19 protein-coding genes are annotated in these 19,795 nt (G+C 30.1%); 12 read left to right on the plus strand and 7 right to left on the minus strand.

The features are described from left to right. Positions 1-45: 45 nt before the first annotated feature. From Q1A46_RS05315 to Q1A46_RS05340, 6 genes are all read left to right on the plus strand, one after another. Complete coding sequence (locus Q1A46_RS05315) at positions 46-399, plus strand: hypothetical protein (protein WP_299674918.1); 354 nt, start codon at positions 46-48, stop codon at positions 397-399. A 134-nt stretch (positions 400-533) separates the two neighbouring features. Further along, positions 534-1,229 carry an ABC transporter ATP-binding protein gene (locus Q1A46_RS05320; protein ID WP_299674921.1) on the plus strand — a complete coding sequence of 232 codons (696 nt, stop codon included), beginning with the start codon at positions 534-536 and terminating at the stop codon, positions 1,227-1,229. Between the two features lie 19 nt (positions 1,230-1,248). Further along, complete coding sequence (locus tag Q1A46_RS05325; RefSeq protein ID WP_299674924.1) at positions 1,249-3,741, plus strand: TonB-dependent receptor; 2,493 nt, start codon at positions 1,249-1,251, stop codon at positions 3,739-3,741. Positions 3,742-3,744: 3 nt separating this feature from the next. Further along, positions 3,745-5,193, plus strand: coding sequence for a DUF3526 domain-containing protein (locus tag Q1A46_RS05330; RefSeq protein ID WP_299674927.1), 1,449 nt, complete (start codon positions 3,745-3,747; stop codon positions 5,191-5,193). A 1-nt stretch (position 5,194) separates the two neighbouring features. Next, entirely contained in the window at positions 5,195-6,535 is a 1,341-nt protein-coding gene (locus tag Q1A46_RS05335; RefSeq protein WP_299674930.1) for a DUF3526 domain-containing protein, read from the plus strand. Between the two features lie 6 nt (positions 6,536-6,541). Further along, the gene (locus tag Q1A46_RS05340) at positions 6,542-7,594 is read left to right on the plus strand and encodes a M14 family metallopeptidase (RefSeq protein ID WP_299674933.1); all 1,053 of its coding nucleotides are present in this window, start codon (positions 6,542-6,544) and stop codon (positions 7,592-7,594) included. A gap of 6 nt (positions 7,595-7,600) precedes the next feature. Here the strand turns inward: Q1A46_RS05340 and Q1A46_RS05345 are convergent, their stop codons facing one another. Next, a complete protein-coding gene (locus Q1A46_RS05345; protein ID WP_299674936.1) occupies positions 7,601-8,632 on the minus strand; it encodes an AI-2E family transporter in 1,032 nt (343 codons plus the stop codon). 185 nt (positions 8,633-8,817) lie between these two features. Here Q1A46_RS05345 and Q1A46_RS05350 point away from each other — a divergent pair, with 185 nt between their 5' ends. From Q1A46_RS05350 to Q1A46_RS05360, 3 genes are read left to right on the plus strand one after another with little or no spacing between them, the layout of a single operon-like run. Then, the gene (locus Q1A46_RS05350; protein ID WP_299674939.1) at positions 8,818-9,180 is read left to right on the plus strand and encodes a YtxH domain-containing protein; all 363 of its coding nucleotides are present in this window, start codon (positions 8,818-8,820) and stop codon (positions 9,178-9,180) included. Continuing rightward, positions 9,180-9,542 (plus strand): hypothetical protein, encoded by a 363-nt coding sequence (locus tag Q1A46_RS05355; protein ID WP_299674942.1) that lies wholly within the window; start codon positions 9,180-9,182, stop codon positions 9,540-9,542. The genes Q1A46_RS05350 and Q1A46_RS05355 overlap by 1 nt, the downstream gene beginning before the upstream one ends. After that, the gene (locus tag Q1A46_RS05360) at positions 9,526-9,729 is read left to right on the plus strand and encodes a hypothetical protein (protein ID WP_299674945.1); all 204 of its coding nucleotides are present in this window, start codon (positions 9,526-9,528) and stop codon (positions 9,727-9,729) included. The genes Q1A46_RS05355 and Q1A46_RS05360 overlap by 17 nt, the downstream gene beginning before the upstream one ends. Before the next feature lie 120 nt (positions 9,730-9,849). Here the strand turns inward: Q1A46_RS05360 and Q1A46_RS05365 are convergent, their stop codons facing one another. From Q1A46_RS05365 to Q1A46_RS05390, 6 genes are read right to left on the minus strand one after another with little or no spacing between them, the layout of a single operon-like run. Further along, positions 9,850-11,013 carry a sigma-54 dependent transcriptional regulator gene (locus Q1A46_RS05365; RefSeq protein ID WP_299674948.1) on the minus strand — a complete coding sequence of 388 codons (1,164 nt, stop codon included), beginning with the start codon at positions 11,011-11,013 and terminating at the stop codon, positions 9,850-9,852. Continuing rightward, complete coding sequence (locus tag Q1A46_RS05370; protein ID WP_299674951.1) at positions 11,006-11,623, minus strand: hypothetical protein; 618 nt, start codon at positions 11,621-11,623, stop codon at positions 11,006-11,008. The genes Q1A46_RS05365 and Q1A46_RS05370 overlap by 8 nt, the downstream gene beginning before the upstream one ends. Before the next feature lie 21 nt (positions 11,624-11,644). Beyond that, positions 11,645-12,169 carry a hypothetical protein gene (locus Q1A46_RS05375; protein ID WP_299674954.1) on the minus strand — a complete coding sequence of 175 codons (525 nt, stop codon included), beginning with the start codon at positions 12,167-12,169 and terminating at the stop codon, positions 11,645-11,647. Positions 12,170-12,194: 25 nt separating this feature from the next. Next, complete coding sequence (locus Q1A46_RS05380) at positions 12,195-13,025, minus strand: mechanosensitive ion channel family protein (RefSeq protein ID WP_299674956.1); 831 nt, start codon at positions 13,023-13,025, stop codon at positions 12,195-12,197. Between the two features lie 9 nt (positions 13,026-13,034). After that, the gene (locus Q1A46_RS05385) at positions 13,035-14,360 is read right to left on the minus strand and encodes an ABC transporter permease (protein WP_299674959.1); all 1,326 of its coding nucleotides are present in this window, start codon (positions 14,358-14,360) and stop codon (positions 13,035-13,037) included. 1 nt (position 14,361) lies between these two features. Continuing rightward, positions 14,362-15,291 carry an ABC transporter ATP-binding protein gene (locus tag Q1A46_RS05390; RefSeq protein WP_095070286.1) on the minus strand — a complete coding sequence of 310 codons (930 nt, stop codon included), beginning with the start codon at positions 15,289-15,291 and terminating at the stop codon, positions 14,362-14,364. 410 nt (positions 15,292-15,701) lie between these two features. Here Q1A46_RS05390 and Q1A46_RS05395 point away from each other — a divergent pair, with 410 nt between their 5' ends. Genes Q1A46_RS05395 through Q1A46_RS05405 form a run of 3 tightly spaced genes read left to right on the plus strand, consistent with a single transcriptional unit; the run spans position 15,702 to position 19,784 of the window. Beyond that, positions 15,702-16,160, plus strand: a complete 459-nt coding sequence (locus Q1A46_RS05395; RefSeq protein WP_095070284.1) for a MarR family winged helix-turn-helix transcriptional regulator — start codon at positions 15,702-15,704, stop codon at positions 16,158-16,160. Positions 16,161-16,181: 21 nt separating this feature from the next. Next, positions 16,182-18,590, plus strand: coding sequence for a 3-hydroxyacyl-CoA dehydrogenase/enoyl-CoA hydratase family protein (locus tag Q1A46_RS05400; protein ID WP_299674966.1), 2,409 nt, complete (start codon positions 16,182-16,184; stop codon positions 18,588-18,590). Between the two features lie 3 nt (positions 18,591-18,593). Beyond that, on the plus strand, positions 18,594-19,784 hold the full coding sequence (locus tag Q1A46_RS05405) for an acetyl-CoA C-acyltransferase (RefSeq protein WP_299625958.1): 1,191 nt from the start codon (positions 18,594-18,596) through the stop codon (positions 19,782-19,784). The last annotated feature ends 11 nt before the right edge of the window (positions 19,785-19,795 follow it).

Below are 19,795 nucleotides of genomic sequence, written 5' to 3' on the forward strand. Positions count from 1 at the left end.
TTAATTTACATTATATTTGCAACTTTGATGCAATAAACCTTTAAATTGAAAAAACTAAAAAGCATAACAAGTTTCTTTATGTCTTGTGTTATACTATTAACACATTTTGTAGTTTTTTTCCATACAGTTGCTCATGAAATACATGACTCTCATCATAACGATACAACCATTACTTCTGCAGATGTAGAATTTAAACAAAATAACAGTTTAAATGAGGACTGTAAACTTTGTGATGTTTATTTAGATTTAGATCTAGAAAAATCTTTTTTACAATCAACTTATTCATTTATTCCTCATCTCTTTTCAAAAGATATATTTCAACTAGACAATAGTCTAGACTCAATAATACTTTACCTTAAACAATCTAGGTCGCCACCTAATTTTATAAAATACATTTAATCTTTTTTTAAAATTTAAAACAATTGATTTTTAATCAATATTGTTGAATGTATTACATCTATCTAGCAAATTATCTGCTAAAAAATGTTCTTAATTCTTAAGAACTTATTTATCACATTTTAAACACAATCGTTATGTTACAAGCAAAAAAGCTTAGCATGCGCTATAATGAAAAAATAGCGTTAAAAGATTTAAGTTTTTCTGTAGCTCCTGGGGAAATTTTTTGTCTACTTGGACAAAATGGAGCAGGTAAAACCACCACTATTAATATTTTCTTAGGTTTATTGGAACCTTCATCTGGAGAAGCTCTTATTGATGAAATCCCTGTAAACAAAAACAATAACTCAACAAGAAATTCAATAGCATATATTCCTGAAATTGTTCAATTATATGGAAACTTAACAGGATTAGAAAACCTAGATTTCTTTAGTCGTTTAGCTGGATTTTCTTACAGTGAAGAAGAATTAAAACAATACTTAACCAAAGCTAATTTAGAACCTGATGCTTTTAAGAAAAAGCTAAAAAAATATTCTAAAGGTATGCGACAGAAAGTAGGAATAGCTATAGCCTTAGCTAAAAATGCTTCATATATTTTAATGGATGAACCTACTTCTGGTTTAGATCCAAAAGCTTCAGTTGAATTTGCTAATACCTGTAAAGAATTATCTGCCAATGGTGTGGGGATACTAATGGCTACTCACGACATATTTAATGCTGTTAATATTTGTGCTCGAATAGGAATAATGAAAGAGGGAACACTAGTTCATATCGAGGAAACAGAAAATATTTCAGCTCAACAATTACAAGAACTATATATCAAAACAATTTAACCAATATAAATACGTAAAAATGAAGTTTAGAAAGTTGGTACTAGGAATTTTCATATTTCTGGTACATGTAAGTTTTTCACAATCTAGAATCACGGGGACGGTTTTAGATACAGACAACAACCCTATATTTGGAGCCAATGTTATTTTAACAAAAGGATCTAAAAATGTAAAAGGGGTAGTAACAGATTACGATGGGAAATTCATTTTAGAAACTAATAAAAATGATGATTATCTAATTCGTATAACATTTGTAGGTTTTGAAACTCAAACAAAAGCCGTAACTATTTCTAATAATAATATCGATTTAGGTACAATTATTTTAAAAGAATCTGCAGAATTACTTCAATCTGTAGAAATTATAGGAAGAAAACGAGATGACTACAATAGTGATTATTCTTTTTCAGCAACAAAAATTGCTATCAAAAACAAAGAATTACCACAAGCAGTTTCTACCGTTACAAAAGAATTAATTGCAGATCGTCAAGCATTTCAATTAACAGATGCTGTAAAAACCGTAAGTAATGTTTCTATTACAGGGCTTTATAACCACTATAATATTCGTGGTATTACTCAAGCAGATGATGGTCAAGTAGTAAATGGAATGCGTACTCGTCAGTATTACTTTATCCAACCAATTACTTCTCATTTAGAACGTGTAGAAGTTATAAAAGGACCTTCTTCTGTTACTTTTTCTAGTGCCGATCCAGGAGGAACTGTAAATATGGTTACTAAAAAACCTTTAAAAGAAAACTACAGAGAAATATCCATGTCTACTGGAAGTTTTGGTACTTTAAGAGCTACTGGAGATTTTACTGGGCCTTTAAACGAAGAAAAAACTTTATTATATCGTTTTAATACTGCTTACCAAGAAGCAGACTCTTTTAGAGATATCGTAAATAGTAATACCTTTTTAGTTGCTCCATCTCTTAGTTATGTTCCTAATGAGAATACTGCTCTTAATGTTGAAATGGTTTATACAAATGGAGAAGGTAACTTAGATAGAGGACAACCTATATTTACAGCTGTTGGTGCTAATTATGATCCAAACAGTACACCTATTAGTTTAAATCCAGGTGCTGCTAATGATTTTTACAAAACTAAAGAAATCATGTTTATGACAAGCTTTAGTAAAAAGTTTACTGAAGACTTTGGTTTTAATGCTCAGTACATGAAACAAACATGGGATGAAGATTTACAAGAACATCGAATCGATGCTTTTAATCAAGCATATGATATTAATGGAAATGTAGTTCCGAATTTAGCAGCAATGCGATATGCTGAAAGACAACAATCTTGGAATACAAATAACTTTAGTACATATTTTAATTACGATATTAAAAGTGATAACATTACGAACAAAATTTTAGTTGGTTATGATGCAACACGCTGGGAAAGAAAAATAGGCGGGCAAAATTCTGCTAGAAGATATTTATTAAATGATGGTTCTATTGGTAGATTTAGACCAGGAACGAGTGATCCAAATGATTTCCAACAAGAAAATGGTTTATTAGTTCCAGCCGTACCACACTTCGATTTAACAAACCCTTTTAATGGAATAAGAAATACTAGTAATTATCCATTATCTCAATTTGAAATTCCTGCAAACTTAACATCTTCAGATGGTATTTATCTTCAAAACCAATTTAAAATAGGAAAGTTTTCAGCTTTAATTAACCTAAGATACGAATGGTTTTCAGACATTTTTGATTATGAAGGCGATGAGCAAAAATTCACACAACAGGCTTTTATTCCTAGACTTGGAGCTACATATGAAGTTACAAACGACATTAGTTTATACACTACATATTTAGAAGGTTTTCAACCACATACAAATACTGTATCATTATCTCCTTCAGCTGAAGGATTCTTTTGGGCAGGTTCTCCTGGAAGATTTGATCCTTTAGAAAGTAGTTTACTTGAATTTGGTGCAAAAGGATCATTTTTCAATGGTAAATTAAATGCAAATTTTGCTTTATTTGAAGTTACTCAGAAAAACATTTTATTAGGAGATACTTTTGATACAGATAACTTAACTACAAGAGGAGAACAACGTAGTACAGGTTTTGAAATGGACATTTCTGGTTATGTTGTTCCGAATTTTCAGGTTACAGCATCATACGGTTATACAGATGCTAAAATCATAGATGATTCAATATTAGAATTCATTGGAGAACGAATTGGTGGAGCTCCTAAACATAATGCTAATTTCTGGGGACGTTACGACTTCTCTAATAAAACTTTAAAAGGTATAGGAATTGGTTTAGGTGCACAATATGTAGATGAAAGATACACTTGGTACAACCCAGCTTATCTTCCAGATAGAGTTTTATTACCAAGTTACACTGTATTTGATGCTGCTGTGTATTATAAACCAAACAATACCAATATTCAATTAACTTTAAAGGTAAATAACTTATTAGATAATAAATATTGGTTAGGTGGTTTAAACCCTTCAAGATTAGCACCTGGAGCACCTAGAAATGTATTATTAAACGCTACTTACAAATTTTAATAGATGAAGAAGTCAGTTGTTATTTTAATAGCAAAGCAATTCTTTAAAAAGACCTTTAACTCTAAAGGTCTTTTAGCTCTATTAATGATTTTCTTACTTGTACTTGTTTATGTTACTGTAGATGGATGGAATGCTTTTGAAGCAAATCATCATACCATAGAACATCATCAAGATAAAGCAAGAAAAAGTTGGGAAGATAATCCAGACAAACATCCACATCGTATGGCACATTTCGGAACTTTCGCTTTCCGAACTCAACATCCGTTACGAATTTTTGATTCTGGAATTGAAAGCTATACTGGTAATTCTATTTTTTTAGAAGCCCACAGACAAAATACAGCAAATTTCTCAGAAGCAAGTTTATCAACCGGGTTAGTTCGTTTTGGAGATTTAAACATAGCTATGCTTCTACAGTTAATTTTACCTTTAATAATTTTTTTTATTGGTTATGCAGCTATTTCTTCTGAAAAAGAAAGCGGAACTCTTAAAATTTATTACACTCAGGGTGTAACCATGAAAGAATTATTATTAGGTAAATCTTTTGGTCTATTTTTAATTACTGCTCTATTTTTTATTCCTGCTTTATTAGCACTTTGGAGTATCGCTTTGGTAGATGATTTTCATCTTGAAAACGCTGCTGTTTTAGTACGTATAATTTTAATAAGCATTTGTTACATATTATTTTATGCTATATTATGTAGCCTTACCATAATTATCTCAGGACGAAGTGCTAATTCAAATAAAGCTTTATTAAGTTTATTAGGTGGTTGGTTGTTGTTCTTTGTTATTATTCCAAAAACTTCACAAGTAGTTGGTAACTCTATTTACCCAAATTTATCTAAAATTGAATTCAGAGCAGAAGTTGAAGAAGAGGTTTCTAAAAAAGGTGATAGTCATGATCCGAACGATCCACATTTTAATAGACTTCGCGATTCAATTTTAAAAGTTCACAATGTTACCGACGTTAAAGACTTACCATTCAATTATAGTGGATTCTTAATGAGTAAAGGAGAAGAACAAACAGCTTTAATTTACAATCAAGAACAAGATAAATTAATTCAATCATACAAAAACCAGAATAGTATAACCAATGGTTTAGTAATTTTTAATCCTTATTTAGCTATTAAAAACTTATCTATGAGTTTATCTGGAACAGATTTCACTACCTACGTAGGTTTTTTAAATCAGACTGAAAAATACAGATATAAACAATCTCAATACATGAATGAACTTCAAATGAAGTTTATAAGTAATAAAGCAACAAGTAGCGAAGGAAAAGTTCATGTCGTTGGACAAGAATACTGGAAATCTGCTCCAAAGTTTGAATATCAGTTTTTATCTGTAAGTAAAACAATTAAAAATCAACCTTTTGCCTTTGTTAGTCTTTTTGTTTGGTTCATCGTTTCTTGTGTTATTATGATAAAATTTTCTAATCGTTTTAAAATCATCTAAAGTGTATACATTATTAATAAAACAGTTTTTTAGATCGAAAACCGTACTACTTGCCTTTGGAATTTTAATGCTTTTGGGAATCCTAGGAATTAGTACAGGAAAACAGTTTCTTAATCAGAAGCAAACTGCAATAGAAAAAACTACAGAACAACAACGAAAACATATAGAAAATCAAGTTCATTTACATAAAGATGATATTGGTTTATTATTGTATTATTTAAAATTTTCGTTTATCAATAATTTACAACCTACTGCTGGAATAGCGATTGGACAAAGCGATGTAAATTCTCATATTCAAAATGTCAAGATTTTAAACCTAGAAGGTCAGAAATATGATACAGACTTAGTAAACCCAATGCGTTTGCAAGTCGGAAATTTAGATCTTAGTTTTCTTATTATTTTCCTGTTTCCTTTAGTTATTATTGCTTTAAATTTCAATATTCTATCTGAAGAAGAAGAAAATGGAACTTGGAAAATGGTGACACTACAAGGAAAGTCTACTTTTCAATATTTAATAATGAAATTATCTATTCGATTAGTATTCGTTTCTATTGTTTTAGCTGTACTATTCATTCTAGCAAAAGTAATATTAAGCATCCCTTTTTCTAGTGACTTTATAAACATGATTATCATAAGTTACATTTATATCTTTTTTTGGTTTGCACTTTGCTTCTTTGTCATCACTTTAAGAAATTCATCTAATACAAATGCAATTACACTTTTAACAAGTTGGCTTGTATTGGTTGTATTTTTACCAGTATTGGTAAATAATTACATCACTAATAAATATCCAGTTGGTGAAGCTTTAAGCATGACAATTAAACAGCGTGATGAATATCATAAAAGATGGGATACTGATAAGCAAGAAACTATGAAAAAGTTTTACGCACATTATCCTCAATTTTCTAAATACAAAGTTGAAGACAAGGGTTTTTCGTGGATTTGGTATTATGCAATGCAACAAATGGGAGATGATGAATCGAAACTAGAACGTTCACAGATGTATGATAAAATTGAAAAAAGAGCTGAATTGAGTAAACAAATAGCTCAGTTTTTTCCTCCTTTACAAATTCAATTGTCTATGAACACTATAACCAATACAAGTTTAGCTCAACATGTAAAATTTTTAAACGCTACTTCTGATTTTCATGAAAGAAAACGTTTGGATTTCTATCCTAGAATTTTTGAAAATGAAAGTGTGAATTCTGTAGATTGGAAAAACTATAAGCCAGAGTTTTTTAAAGCAGAAAACAACTTTAGCTTAATTAAAACAATTATTCCAATCCTTTTATTAACCCTAATTTTGCTTGTCTCAAGTCTTTTGATACACTTTAGAAAATAATTTAAGATGAAATATTTAATTGGTATTCTGTGTTTTTTATTTGCAAATGCATCTTTTAGTCAATTTTCCTTTCAAGGAGAAACTATAGCGGCTGGAACAAAAAAACATTTTAAAGTTCCTATTTCTGATAAAAATCATACAACCTTTATTCCTATAACTGTTTTCTGTGGTATAGAAAAAGGACCAACTTTAGGAGTTACTGCTGGTGTTCATGGTTATGAATACCCGCCAATTATGGCAGGACAACGTTTAATTAAAAGTATTAATCCTAAAAGATTAAAAGGAGTCGTTATTTTAGTTCAAATTGCTAATGTTGGAAGTTTTTCAAACAGATCTCCATTTGTAAATGCTTTAGACAAAAAGAACTTAAACAGAACTTTCCCTGGAAATTCTAACGGAACAGTTACCGAAAAAATCGCAGATTTTATTACCAATTCTATAATTTCAAAATCAGATTTTTTTCTTGATGTTCATGCTGGAGATGCTTCTGAAGATTTAATGCCATATGCTGCATATTATTCAAATACTACAATGCCCTCTGCTTCTTCTAAAGGACGAAAAATGGCAGAAGCTTTACTTTTTGATCATATCGTTATTTTTAAAACAGACGGAAAAGATTATCTAAAAAAAAACAAACCAAGTTTATATTGCTCTGCTGAAGCTTTTAAAAGAAATATTCCTTCTGTAGATATTGAATGTGGTCGATTAGGAATGGTTGAAAATGAAGCTGTTCTTAAAATAGAAAAAGGAATATTGAATATGCTTATTCATTTAAATATGAAAATTAGTTTGGAAAAAGCTATTCAGAAAAACGCTTATTTATTTATTGAAAATCGAACTTATCAAAGTAGTGCTTTTGATGGTATTTATTACCCTTTCAAAAAATCTGGAGATTATATTACTAAAGGAATGAAAATTGGTGAAATCACAGATTACTTTGGCAATACACTAGAAACAGTTTATGCTAAAGCTGATGGAATTATACTTTTAACTATTGGAACTCCTCCAATAAAAAAAGGAGAAACTTTACTGGTTATTGGAGATGTAAATAATCACTAAAAAGCCTTAATCAATTAAGGCTTTTTTATTTCTCTCTAAATATCCATTTACATAAATCTCTTTTACAAGAAACAACAGTATTGCCATAACTGGTGTAGCTAGTATTAAACCTAAATAACCCGTGAATATTCCTAGAACTATTTGAGCAATTAAAATTAAAGCCATTGGAAAAGATATAGCTTCTCTTTGTATTAACGGTGTGATTATATTACTCTCTAAAATTTGTATTCCTGCATATAATACAAAAACGTATAATACATATTCTTCACCTTTCACAAATGCGATTAACAATGCTGGTATTAACGCTATTATCGGTCCAATATTAGGAATGAAAGCTGATAAAGTTGCTATTATTGCTAACGATAAAGCCAGTGGTATTTTTAATAAATACAAACCAATTCCTGTAAAAACACCTACTATTAACATTGACAAAATTTTACCTACCAACCATCTTTGTAAAATAGTTCCAATTTTATTTATATGTTTAGATACTGTTCTTCTTTTTTCTACAGGAAACAATACTGTTATTCCTTTAACATACACTGAAGGCTCCATAGAAAAAAACAGTCCTAAAATAATTATGATGTAAAAATCACCAAAGAATCCAAAAATAGAATTAAAGAAGAACTTTATATTTTTTGTAAAATCTTTATTCTTGGTAGTTTGATTAATTGTATCAGCTATAAAACTTAAAGCTTCATTGGACTTTACTTTTTCTTTTACTTTATTTATTGCTTGTGGCAATTCTATTTTTAAATCTAAAATTTGTTCTGCAACTCTAGGATAAAGTAAATACAGTAAAAAACTAATCGAAATAAAACTTACGATAATTACTATTGATGTAATAATTGATTTTTTAACTCTTGGTATATATTTTTTTATTCCATTACTAACACCATTAAATATTAACGCTATTAATACACCACCTAAAATCAAAAACAAAATCCTAAAGGAAAAAATCAGAAACAACACTAGTAATAATATTAATACTATAATACTTGTTGTTTTTATTGTTTTTGATAAAGGATTGGAATTCATATATAAATCGATTAATTGTTATTCAAAAGTAATCTCTCGAATTAAAATAGTTTACCCCTAATCATTTTTTGATTAGCTCATTTAACAATTGTAATTGAGTTAATGTTAATACGTATTGAGCTAAGAGTAAACATATTCTAGTTATAATTTTGTGACAGTAATTATTAACATTAAAAACAATAAATATGAGTAACAACAATAATAATATTTTAGGAATACTTTTAGGTGTTGCAGCAGGAGCTGGCTTAGGTATTTTATTTGCTCCTAATAAAGGAAGTAAAACAAGAAAAAAAATAGTTGATAGCGCTATAGCTACTAAAGATATAGTTATCGATGAAGCTAATTCTATAAGTGACGAATTAAATAATAAAGTAGAAAATTTATCCAATAATATTTCTGATTCATTTCACTCAAAAAAGAGTAGTTTAGAAGATAAAATCGAGGAGATTATAAAAGATGCTAGTTACAAAACTGATGACATTATTACGAACTTAGAAGAGAAATTAAAAGTTTTAAAAGCTAAGAACAAAAAATTACAATCAAAGTAATGTCTATTTTAAAATCTATAGATACTACATCAGAAAAAGCAGTTCATAAGACTGAAGAGTTTTTAAATCATTCTAAAAAATATTATGAGTTAAAGATTTTTCAAATATTGACATCATCTATTAGCTTAATTTTCAGATTTGCCATTGTAGGTATTTTCTTACTTATCGCTTTTATTTTTTTAGCAGTTTTTGCATCATCTGCTATTGGAAACTATCTTAATAGTGAGGTTTTAGGATATATAGTTGTAGCTCTTATTTTTATTCTTTTTGCTTTTGTAGGATATCTAGGAAAGAATTATATCGAGAATAAAGTAATAAAAAGTTTATCTAAAAAATATTTCGACGATGAAGAAATCTTATAGAAATCAAAAAGAAATAGCGAAAGAACTAAAAAAATTAAAATTGCAACGTAAAATAGCCTTTGAAGAAATAAAATTAATCAAGTATGAATTTAAAGAAAATATATCTATAAATAATTGGATGACTACAGTTGTAAAAACAATAACTAGATTAGGAATGTATAATTTAGCAAAAAAATTAGTGCGATAATTTCTTTTAAAATTATTATAAATAAAAAAAGAAGAGCAAAACTCTTCTTTTTTGTTTTTATGTTCTGCTAGAATTTAAAACTCATCTAAGGGTCATAAAAACTCTTAAATGCACATTTTATTATTTACTTGCAAATAATTTAATATCGTTTGCTGATACTGTTTTTTCTCCAAGAATAATTAAACGTTCAACTACATTTCGTAACTCACGAATATTACCTGTCCAATCGTATTCTTGTAATAATTTAATCGCTTCTTTAGCAAACTCTTTCTTAGGTGTACCTTGTTCATTTGCAATTTTATTTGCAAAAAATTCTACTAATGAAGGAATATCTTCTCTCCTATCATTTAATGCTGGAACCTTAATTAAAATTACAGCTAATCGATGATATAAATCTTCTCGAAAACGTCCTTCTGCAATTTCCCTTTTTAAATCTTTATTGGTTGCTGCTAATACTCGTACATTAACTTTTATGTCTTTATCTGAACCAACTCTTGAAATTCTATTTTCCTGTAAAGCTCTTAATACTTTTGCTTGAGCAGACAAACTCATATCTCCAATCTCATCTAAGAAAATAGTTCCTCCATTTGCTGCCTCAAATTTACCTGCTCTATCTTTATTTGCTCCTGTAAAACTTCCTTTTACATGACCGAATAATTCACTTTCTATCAACTCAGATGGTATAGCCGCACAGTTGACTTCTATCATTGGTGCTTTCGATCTATCTGATTTTTCGTGTAACCAATGTGCAACTAATTCTTTTCCTGTTCCATTCGGACCAGTAATTAAAACTCTAGCATCTGTAGCGGCTACTTTTTCAATGATATCTTTAATATGGGTAATTGCATCACTCTCCCCTATCATTTCATAGTTTTTGCTCACCTTTTTCTTTAAACGCTTGTTTTCTACAACAAGTTCTTTTCTGTCTAGAGCATTACGAACTGTATTTAACAAACGATTTAAATCTGGTGGTTTTGAGATATAATCGAAAGCGCCTAAACGCATCGTATTTACGGCTGTATCTAGATCTCCATGACCAGAGATCATCACCATTGGAATTTCTGGTTTAATCTTTTTTGCTTTCTCTAATACCTCTACTCCATCCATCTTTGGCATTTTAATATCACAAAGTACAAGATCATAATCGTTGTTCTTAATTAGCTCGATTCCTGCTAATCCATCTTCTGCTTCTTCTACTTGGTAACTATCATTTTCTTCTGAAATAATTTTTTTCAGTACACGACGAATAGCTGCTTCGTCTTCTATGATTAATATTTTAGACATATGGTATGTTTTTATTCAACACGTTTAAAATCTCTGTTTTGTTTTCTTGAAAATACGACTCTTCGTACTTAACAAAAAGAAATTTATCATTTTTATTTGTAAACCTAATCAAAGACTGTTCCTCAATTAATGTATAGGCTTTAAAATCCTCCCAAAGATAGTCTTCAAAGTAATTTGCCTTGCTAACCAAACCTTGCTTTGTAAAATAAAAAATGCGCTTATCATTTATTATAAAACTAATAAGATAAATTAAAGAAATTATATAATAAGCAAAATGATTCGCTGTAGAGTCAAAAAAGAAATTGACAAAAGTATTAGGTTTAAATTCTATCAAATAGCCATACCTTATTGTTAAATACAAAAGAACAATTGCTAGGATAGAAATTAAATAATCCCAAATTTTTGATCTAAACAATTCAATTTTGCCTAATAGTATTCTATTACTACTTCCGAAATAAATCATGAATAATTCATATAGTTTAACTACAACTAGAGTTATAACTAAGAATAAAACTATTTCAATAGATAATTGAACATCAATTACGCTGAACAAAAAAAATAATCCGAAACAAATAAATAATGATGTTTTTAATACTTTTCTTATTTTCATTAACTTTTAGCAATTAATATTTTAATAGTTAGTCATTTCTAACGTCTTATTTTCTCCATCTTTAAGTTCAAAATGTCTCATAATTCCTCCTCCTCCATCAAAAATCATGAAAGCTACTATGTAGTATTTCCCTGGTGGTAAATTTACATACTCGAATGTTCCATCAGCATTACAAGTTACCTTTATTGTATCATGATATCCTTTAGGGTCTGGAGTAAACTTTGGCACTCCGTCTGCTATAAATACAAAATCTGCTTTTTTGTCTTTATAAATATGAGATAACCGTTCTTCTGAATAAGCAGTATAAGGCATTAATTCAACAGAAAACTCTTCACCAAAACGTATATTTCCTTTTTTAGGCTTAAACTTTGCTACGCCTTTTATTGTAGCTGTTCCTTTATTTTTAAACCACTTAACTTCTTCTTCATTAAAGATATTTTTAATCTCGATTATTTCTGTTTTCACCTCTTCTTTTTCTTCTTTCTTTATCTGATCACATCCTATAATAAAAATTGAAAAAATTAAAAGGTAAAGCTGAAATTTCATCTTGCTGAATTTTTGAGATTAGTTGCTATTCGTTTTTGGTATATAGATGAATATCTCGTTGTGGAAAAGGAATACTAATTTGATGCTCTCTGAATAATTCATCTATTCTAAAGCGTAAATCACTTTGTATAACTGCCAACTGGAAACTATTATGAATGGTAAAAATAAGTTCAAAATCTAAAGAACTGTCTCCAAAATTTTTAAATAAAACCATTGGCTCAGGTGTTTTTAAAATTTGCTTGTGCTCATCAGCTGTTTGAAGTAATATTTTCTTCACCAACTGAACATCTGTTCCATAAGCAACACCTACTTCTACCGAACTTTTAGTCTTACTTCCGTTTTGTGTCCAATTGTATAAACTATTTTTTAAATACATGTGATTTGGAATCACCAGTACTTTATTTTCGATGGTTACAGCTCTTGTTGTTCGTAATTTTATTTCGACAACTCTACCTACTTTACCATCTATTTCGATATAATCTCCAACATGAACACTTTGATCCATAATAATAAAGATTCCAGAGATAATATCTTGAAAGAAAGTCTGGAGTGCCAAACCAACACCAATTAATAAGGCAGTAGATGCCGCAAAAACTGCTGTAATTTGAACTCCAGAACTTTGTAATGTAATTAAGAAGATAATAATGTATAACAACCACTTTCCAAAAGAAAAAACTGTATCGAATTTGTTTTTATCTTGAGCCTGTAATTTACCTTTTATATATCTTTTAAATAATTTTAAAAGAAATGAAGCTAGCATAATTACAGCTACTAATATTAGTATTGATTTTACACTGATACTAATATGATCATTGTAATGAAAAGTGTAGTTTAATACATTATTAATTTCTTCCATTATTTTTTCTTATGAACTATAACGAATCCACTTCCATAGATCTTTATAGTTTGGTTTCTTTCCGTACATTAAAATACCTACTCTATATATTTTAGCGGCAATCCATACTGCACTTATAAAAGTAAGAATTAATATTAATAACGAGATTAAAATTTCCCACCAAGCTACACCAAATGGAATACGCATTAACATAACAATTGGTGATGTAAATGGTATATAGGAAAATATCACAGAAATTGGTCCGTGTGGATCATTTATTACTGTAAAGAATCCAACATAAACTCCTAATATTAAAGGTAACATTATTGGAGTCATGAATTGTTGTGAATCTGTTTCGTTATCTACTGCTGCCCCAATAGCTGCAAACAAAGAACTATATAACATATAACCTCCAAAGAAATAGAAGATAAATAGTATAAACATTTTAAGTAATGGTAAATCTAAAACACCTTGAATTATCTTTTCAAACTTACTCATATCTGCTGCTTGTTTTATCGTTTCCATTTGTTCTGCAGAAACTTGAGCTGTTTGCATTTCAGAAATACTTACACCAAATATTGCTGGTAAAATCATACTTAAAGCAAATAGTATAATTCCCCAAATAAAGAATTGTAACAAACCTGCTGATGCATTACCTATAATTTTACCTAACATTAACTGAAAGGGTTTTACTGAAGAAACGATTACTTCGATAATTCTACTTGTTTTCTCTTCAATAACGCTACGCATTACAGAAGTCCCGTAAATTAAAACAAACATAAACAGTAGATAACCTGCAGCACCTCCAGCAATAATACTAGCTACATTCTTTGCTTTAGATGATTCTTCTCCTGAAAAGTTATACATTTTTACATCTGAAGAAATTTTAGAAGCTTTTATTTTTGCTAAATCTATCCCGAAATCAGTTAATTTAAGATTTCGTAAACGTGAATCTATCTTTCTTTCTATGTTATCCATTACAGTTAATCCTGGAGAGTCTTTAGAATAAAACTCTATTGATTTTGCCAGAATTTCTAAACTATCTTTTTTAGGTACATATAATGCTCCGTAGTAATCTCCTTCTTCTACTTTTTTCTTAGTTTCTTCTATACCTAACTTTGTGTAATCTTCAAATTGTAATGTTTTAGAATCTTTAAATACATCTTTAGAAAAGATTCCAGATTCATCAACAAACACTATTTTTTTCACTTTCTCTTTATTTTTCTTAGTTAAGAAAAATACTAAAGCTCCCATACCTACCATTAATAATGGACTTAAAAAGGTCATTATTATAAATGATTTATTTTTAACCTTTGCAATAAACTCGCGTTGAATAATTAACTTTAACTTGTTCATCTTAAATTGTTTTGTTTATTGATTGAATAAAAATATCGTTTGCACTAGGCACTAATTCTACAAAGTGATTTACCTGACCATTTGAAGTTAAAAATGATAATAAATCATTTGCATTATTTCCTCCTGCTAATTTTACATTTAACTTTAATCCTTCATTTAGCGATTTAAAATCTGCTGGAGAAACTTCAAAATTCTGACTTAATTTTTGTTGTACTTCTTCAGGTGAATCTGTTTTTAATCCAACTTCAAAAACATTAGTTCTATACTGACGCTTAATATCATCTAACTTACCATCTAAAATTTTATTAGACTTATTTATTAATGCAATATAATCACACATTTCCTCAACACTTTCCATTCTATGTGTTGAAAAAATAATAGTTGCACCTTCGTCTCTTAATTGTAATATTTCTTTGGCGATTAACTGAGCATTAATTGGATCGAAACCAGAAAATGGTTCATCAAAAATTAATAATTTAGGTTGATGAAGAACAGTTACGATAAACTGCACTTTTTGAGCCATACCTTTAGATAATTCCTCTATCTTTTTGTTCCACCAAGCTGTAATATCAAATTTCTCAAACCAATATTTCAATCTTTTTTTAGCTTCAGATTTACTCATTCCTTTCAGTTGGGCTAAGTACAAAGCCTGATCTCCTACTTTCATTGATTTGTACAATCCTCTTTCTTCCGGTAAATAACCAATCTGTTCGATATGATGAGGTGCTAATTTTTCTCCATCTAAAATTACTTCTCCACTATCTGGCATTGTAATTTGATTGATAATTCTAATTAATGAAGTTTTTCCTGCACCATTAGGACCAAGAAGCCCAAATACACTTCCTTTAGGAATATGCATCGATACATTATTTAATGCAGTATAATCTCCATAGCTTTTTACTACATTATTAATTTCTAATAAATTACTCATTGATTTTGGTTGTTTGATTATAGCTTGATCAAGTTTTATGACAAACTTACACACTTTTGTGAGTATTAGTAATATTATATTAAGATATGTTACATTTTTTTGACTTTTTATTCAAAAAGCAAACTCTTTATTTGATTTTGACTAAGAAAAAAACACTAAAAAAAAAAGAATAGATATTTTTATAATTAATGATTTTACGTATAATCTTTACTATAAATCAATCAAGAGAACTACTCTGTTAAAATTCTAGCTTTATCTAAAAAACTGATAATCTCTTAAAAATATTGAAGTTATAATCCCATAATCTCAATTTTTCATATTAATTAATCGTTAAAATTTATTATGCATGCATAATTTTTTCCTGATTTATTATGCATGCATAATAAATTTTTATATCTTTGAAATGTTATATGGATAAAAGTAAATCAATAGATCATCAATTAAGAGCTACATGGCAAGCTGTAGCAAAGATGTATAATGAACAAGCATCAAAACATGATAGTACTATGGCCATGGCTTTTGTATTATTAAATATTGATTACGAGAACGGGACTCCTTCTACTTCATTAGGTCCTTTAATGGGAATGGAACCAACAAGTCTTTCTAGAATTTTAAAATCTATGGAAGATAAAGGTTTAATCTTAAGAGAAAAAAACCCTGAGGATGGTAGAAGCGTGATTATTAAGCTTACTGAATTTGGTAAAGAAAAACGTGAGATTTCTAAAGGTCACGTTTATCAATTTAATAATAAAGTCCGCGAACGTTTAACAGATAAAGAAATTCAAAGTTTTTTTAAAGTAACAGAAATTATAAACAAGCTTATAGCTGAAAAAAAGATATACGGAGATATATCTTCTCAAGCTGTATAAAAATTCAAACCTATATAAGTAATGAGCAAAAGAAGAATTAAAAAGGTAGCGATTATTGGATCAGGTATTATGGGATCTGGTATCGCTTGTCACTTTGCTAACATCGGTGTTGATGTATTACTTTTGGACATTGTACCAAGAGAACTAACAGACAAAGAGAAAGCAAAAGGATTAACTCTAGAAGACAAAGTTGTTCGTAATCGTTTAGTAAACGATGCTTTAACGGCTTCTTTAAAATCTAAACCGTCCCCTATCTACAACAAAAAGTTTGCTGATAGAATTACTACAGGTAATATTGATGATGATTTACACCTAATTAAAGATGTTGATTGGGTAATGGAAGTTGTTGTTGAACGTTTAGATATTAAACAAAATGTTTTTGAAAAAGTAGAAAAATATCGTACTCCTGGTACTATCATTTCTTCTAATACTTCTGGTATTCCAATCAAATTTATGAATGAAGGAAGAAGCGAAGACTTCAGAAAACATTTTGCTGTAACTCACTTCTTTAATCCACCTCGTTACTTAAAATTATTCGAAGTTGTTCCTGGACCAGACTGTAAGCAAGAAGTTACTGACTTCTTAATGGAATATGGAGATAAGTTCTTAGGAAAAACTTCTGTATTAGCTAAAGATACTCCTGCTTTTATTGGAAACCGTATTGGTATTTTTGGAATCCAATCGTTATTCCACCAAGTAAAAGAATTAGGTTTAACAGTTGAAGAAGTTGATAAATTAACTGGACCAGTAATTGGTCGTCCAAAATCAGCTACTTTCCGTACTGTAGATGTTGTAGGTTTGGATACATTAGTACATGTAGCTAACGGAATTTATGACAATTGTCCAGACGACGAAGCTCACGACTTATTTAAATTACCAGATTTCATCAACACAATGATGGAAAACAAATGGTTAGGTAGTAAAACAAAGCAAGGTTTCTATAAGAAGTCAGTAAATGCTGAAGGAAAGAAAGAAATCTTAACGTTAGATTTAGATACGATGGAATATCGTTCTAAAAAGCGTGCTAAGTTTGCTACTCTTGAATTAACTAAAACTATAGATAAGCCAATTGATCGTTTTAAAGTATTAGTTGGTGGTAAAGATAAAGCTGGAGAATTCTACCGTAAGAACTTTGCTGCCATGTTTGCTTATGTTCAAAATAGAATTCCAGAAATTTCTGACGAATTATATAGAATTGATGATGCCATGAAAGCTGGTTTCGGTTGGGAAAATGGACCATTCGAAATTTGGGATGCTGTTGGAGTTGAGAAAGGTATCGAATTAATGAAAGCTGAAGGAAAAGAGCCTGCTGCTTGGGTTACTGAAATGGTAGCAAAAGGAGAAACTGCTTTCTATACAGTAAAAGATGGAGCTACATATTATTATGATGTAAATGAAAAAGCTCAGGTTAAAAAGCCTGGTCAAGATGCATTTATCATCTTAGATAACATCAGAAAATCTAAAGAAGTATTCAAAAACTCTGGAGTTGTAATTGAAGATTTAGGAGACGGTATCTTAAACTGTGAATTCCAATCTAAAATGAACACAATCGGTGGAGATGTTTTAGCTGGATTAAACAAAGCTGTTGATTTAGCTGAAAAAGACTTCGAAGGATTAGTTGTTGGTAACCAAGGAGCAAACTTCTCTGTAGGTGCAAACATTGGAATGATCTTTATGATGGCTGTTGAGCAAGAGTACGATGAGTTAAACATGGCCATTAAGTATTTCCAAGATACGATGATGCGTATGCGTTATTCATCTATTCCTGTTATCGCTGCTCCTCATGGAATGGCTTTAGGTGGAGGATGTGAATTATCATTACATGCTGACAAAGTTGTTGCTGCTGCTGAAACATACATGGGATTAGTTGAATTCGGTGTTGGAGTTATTCCTGGTGGTGGTGGTTCTAAGGAAATGGCCTTAAGAGCTTCTGATACGTTCCGCAAAGGAGATGTTCAGTTAAATGTTCTTCAAGAGTATTTCTTAACTATCGGTATGGCTAAAGTATCTACTTCTGCTTACGAAGCATTTGATTTAGGTTTATTACAACAAGGAAAAGATGTTGTGGTTGTAAACAGAGATCGTCAAATTGCTGAAGCTAAGAAACATGCATTATTATTAGCTGATGCAGGATATACACAACCAGTACACCGTAACGATGTATTAGTTCTTGGTAAACAAGCATTAGGTGCATTTATGGTAGCTACTGATTCTATGCAAGCAAGTAGATTCATTTCAGAACACGATCAAAAGATTGCAAACAAACTAGCTTATGTAATGGCTGGTGGAGATTTATCAGAACCAACAAAAGTTTCTGAACAGTATTTATTAGACATCGAACGTGAAGCATTCTTAAGTCTAACTACAGAACGTAAAACATTAGAGCGTATTCAGCACATGTTAAAAACTGGTAAACCATTAAGAAACTAAACAATGAAAACAGCATATATAGTAAAAGGATATAGAACTGCCGTAGGAAAGTCAAAAAGAGGTGGTTTTAGATTTAAAAGAGCAGATGAATTAGCTGCTGAAACAATTCAACACCTAATGAAAAACCTTCCTGAGTTTGACGTTAAGCGTATTGATGATGTAATTGTGGGAAATGCTATGCCAGAAGGATCTCAAGGATTAAACATGGCACGTATCATTTCATTAATAGGATTAAATTCTGTTGATGTACCAGGTGTTACTGTAAACCGTTTTTGTTCTTCAGGATTAGAAACGATTGGTATGGCTGTAGCAAAAATTCAATCAGGAATGGCTGAGTGTATTATTGCTGGTGGTGCTGAAAGCATGACTTCTGTACCGATGACTGGTTTTAAACCTGAATTAAACTATAATATTGTGAACGCTGGTCACGAAGATTATTACTGGGGAATGGGAAATACGGCTGAAGCTGTAGCTCAAGAGTATAAAATTTCTCGTGAAGATCAAGATGAGTTTGCTTTAAATTCTCATTTAAAAGCATTAAAAGCACAATCTGAAGATCGTTTTCAAGATCAAATCGTTCCTATTGAAGTAGAAGAAACATATATCGATGGTAAAGGAAAAAAAGCGACACGTAAATTTACTGTAACTAAAGATGAAGGTCCTCGTAAAGGTTCTACTATCGAAGGTTTACAAAGATTACGTCCAGTATTTGCTGCTAACGGATCTGTTACTGCAGGTAACTCTTCTCAAACAAGTGATGGAGCTGCTTTCGTAATGGTTATGAGTGAAGACATGGTAAAAGAATTAAACCTTGAACCAATTGCTCGTATGGTAAGTTATGCTGCTGCTGGTGTTCCTCCAAGAATCATGGGAATCGGACCTGTTGCTGCTATTCCAAAGGCATTAAAACAAGCTGGTTTACAACAAAACGACATTGACTTAATTGAGTTAAATGAAGCATTTGCTTCTCAATCATTAGCTGTAATTAGAGAATTAGGATTAAATCCGGATATAATCAACGTAAATGGTGGAGCTATTGCTTTAGGTCATCCGTTAGGATGTACGGGAGCGAAGTTATCTGTTCAATTATTCGACGAAATGCGTAAGCGTGAAATGAAGAATAAATACGGAATGGTAACTATGTGTGTAGGTACTGGACAGGGAGCTGCTGGTATTTTTGAATTCTTAAACTAACGTAACAAAAA

Source organism: uncultured Tenacibaculum sp. (assembly GCF_947502995.1).
Lineage (GTDB): Bacteria > Bacteroidota > Bacteroidia > Flavobacteriales > Flavobacteriaceae > Polaribacter.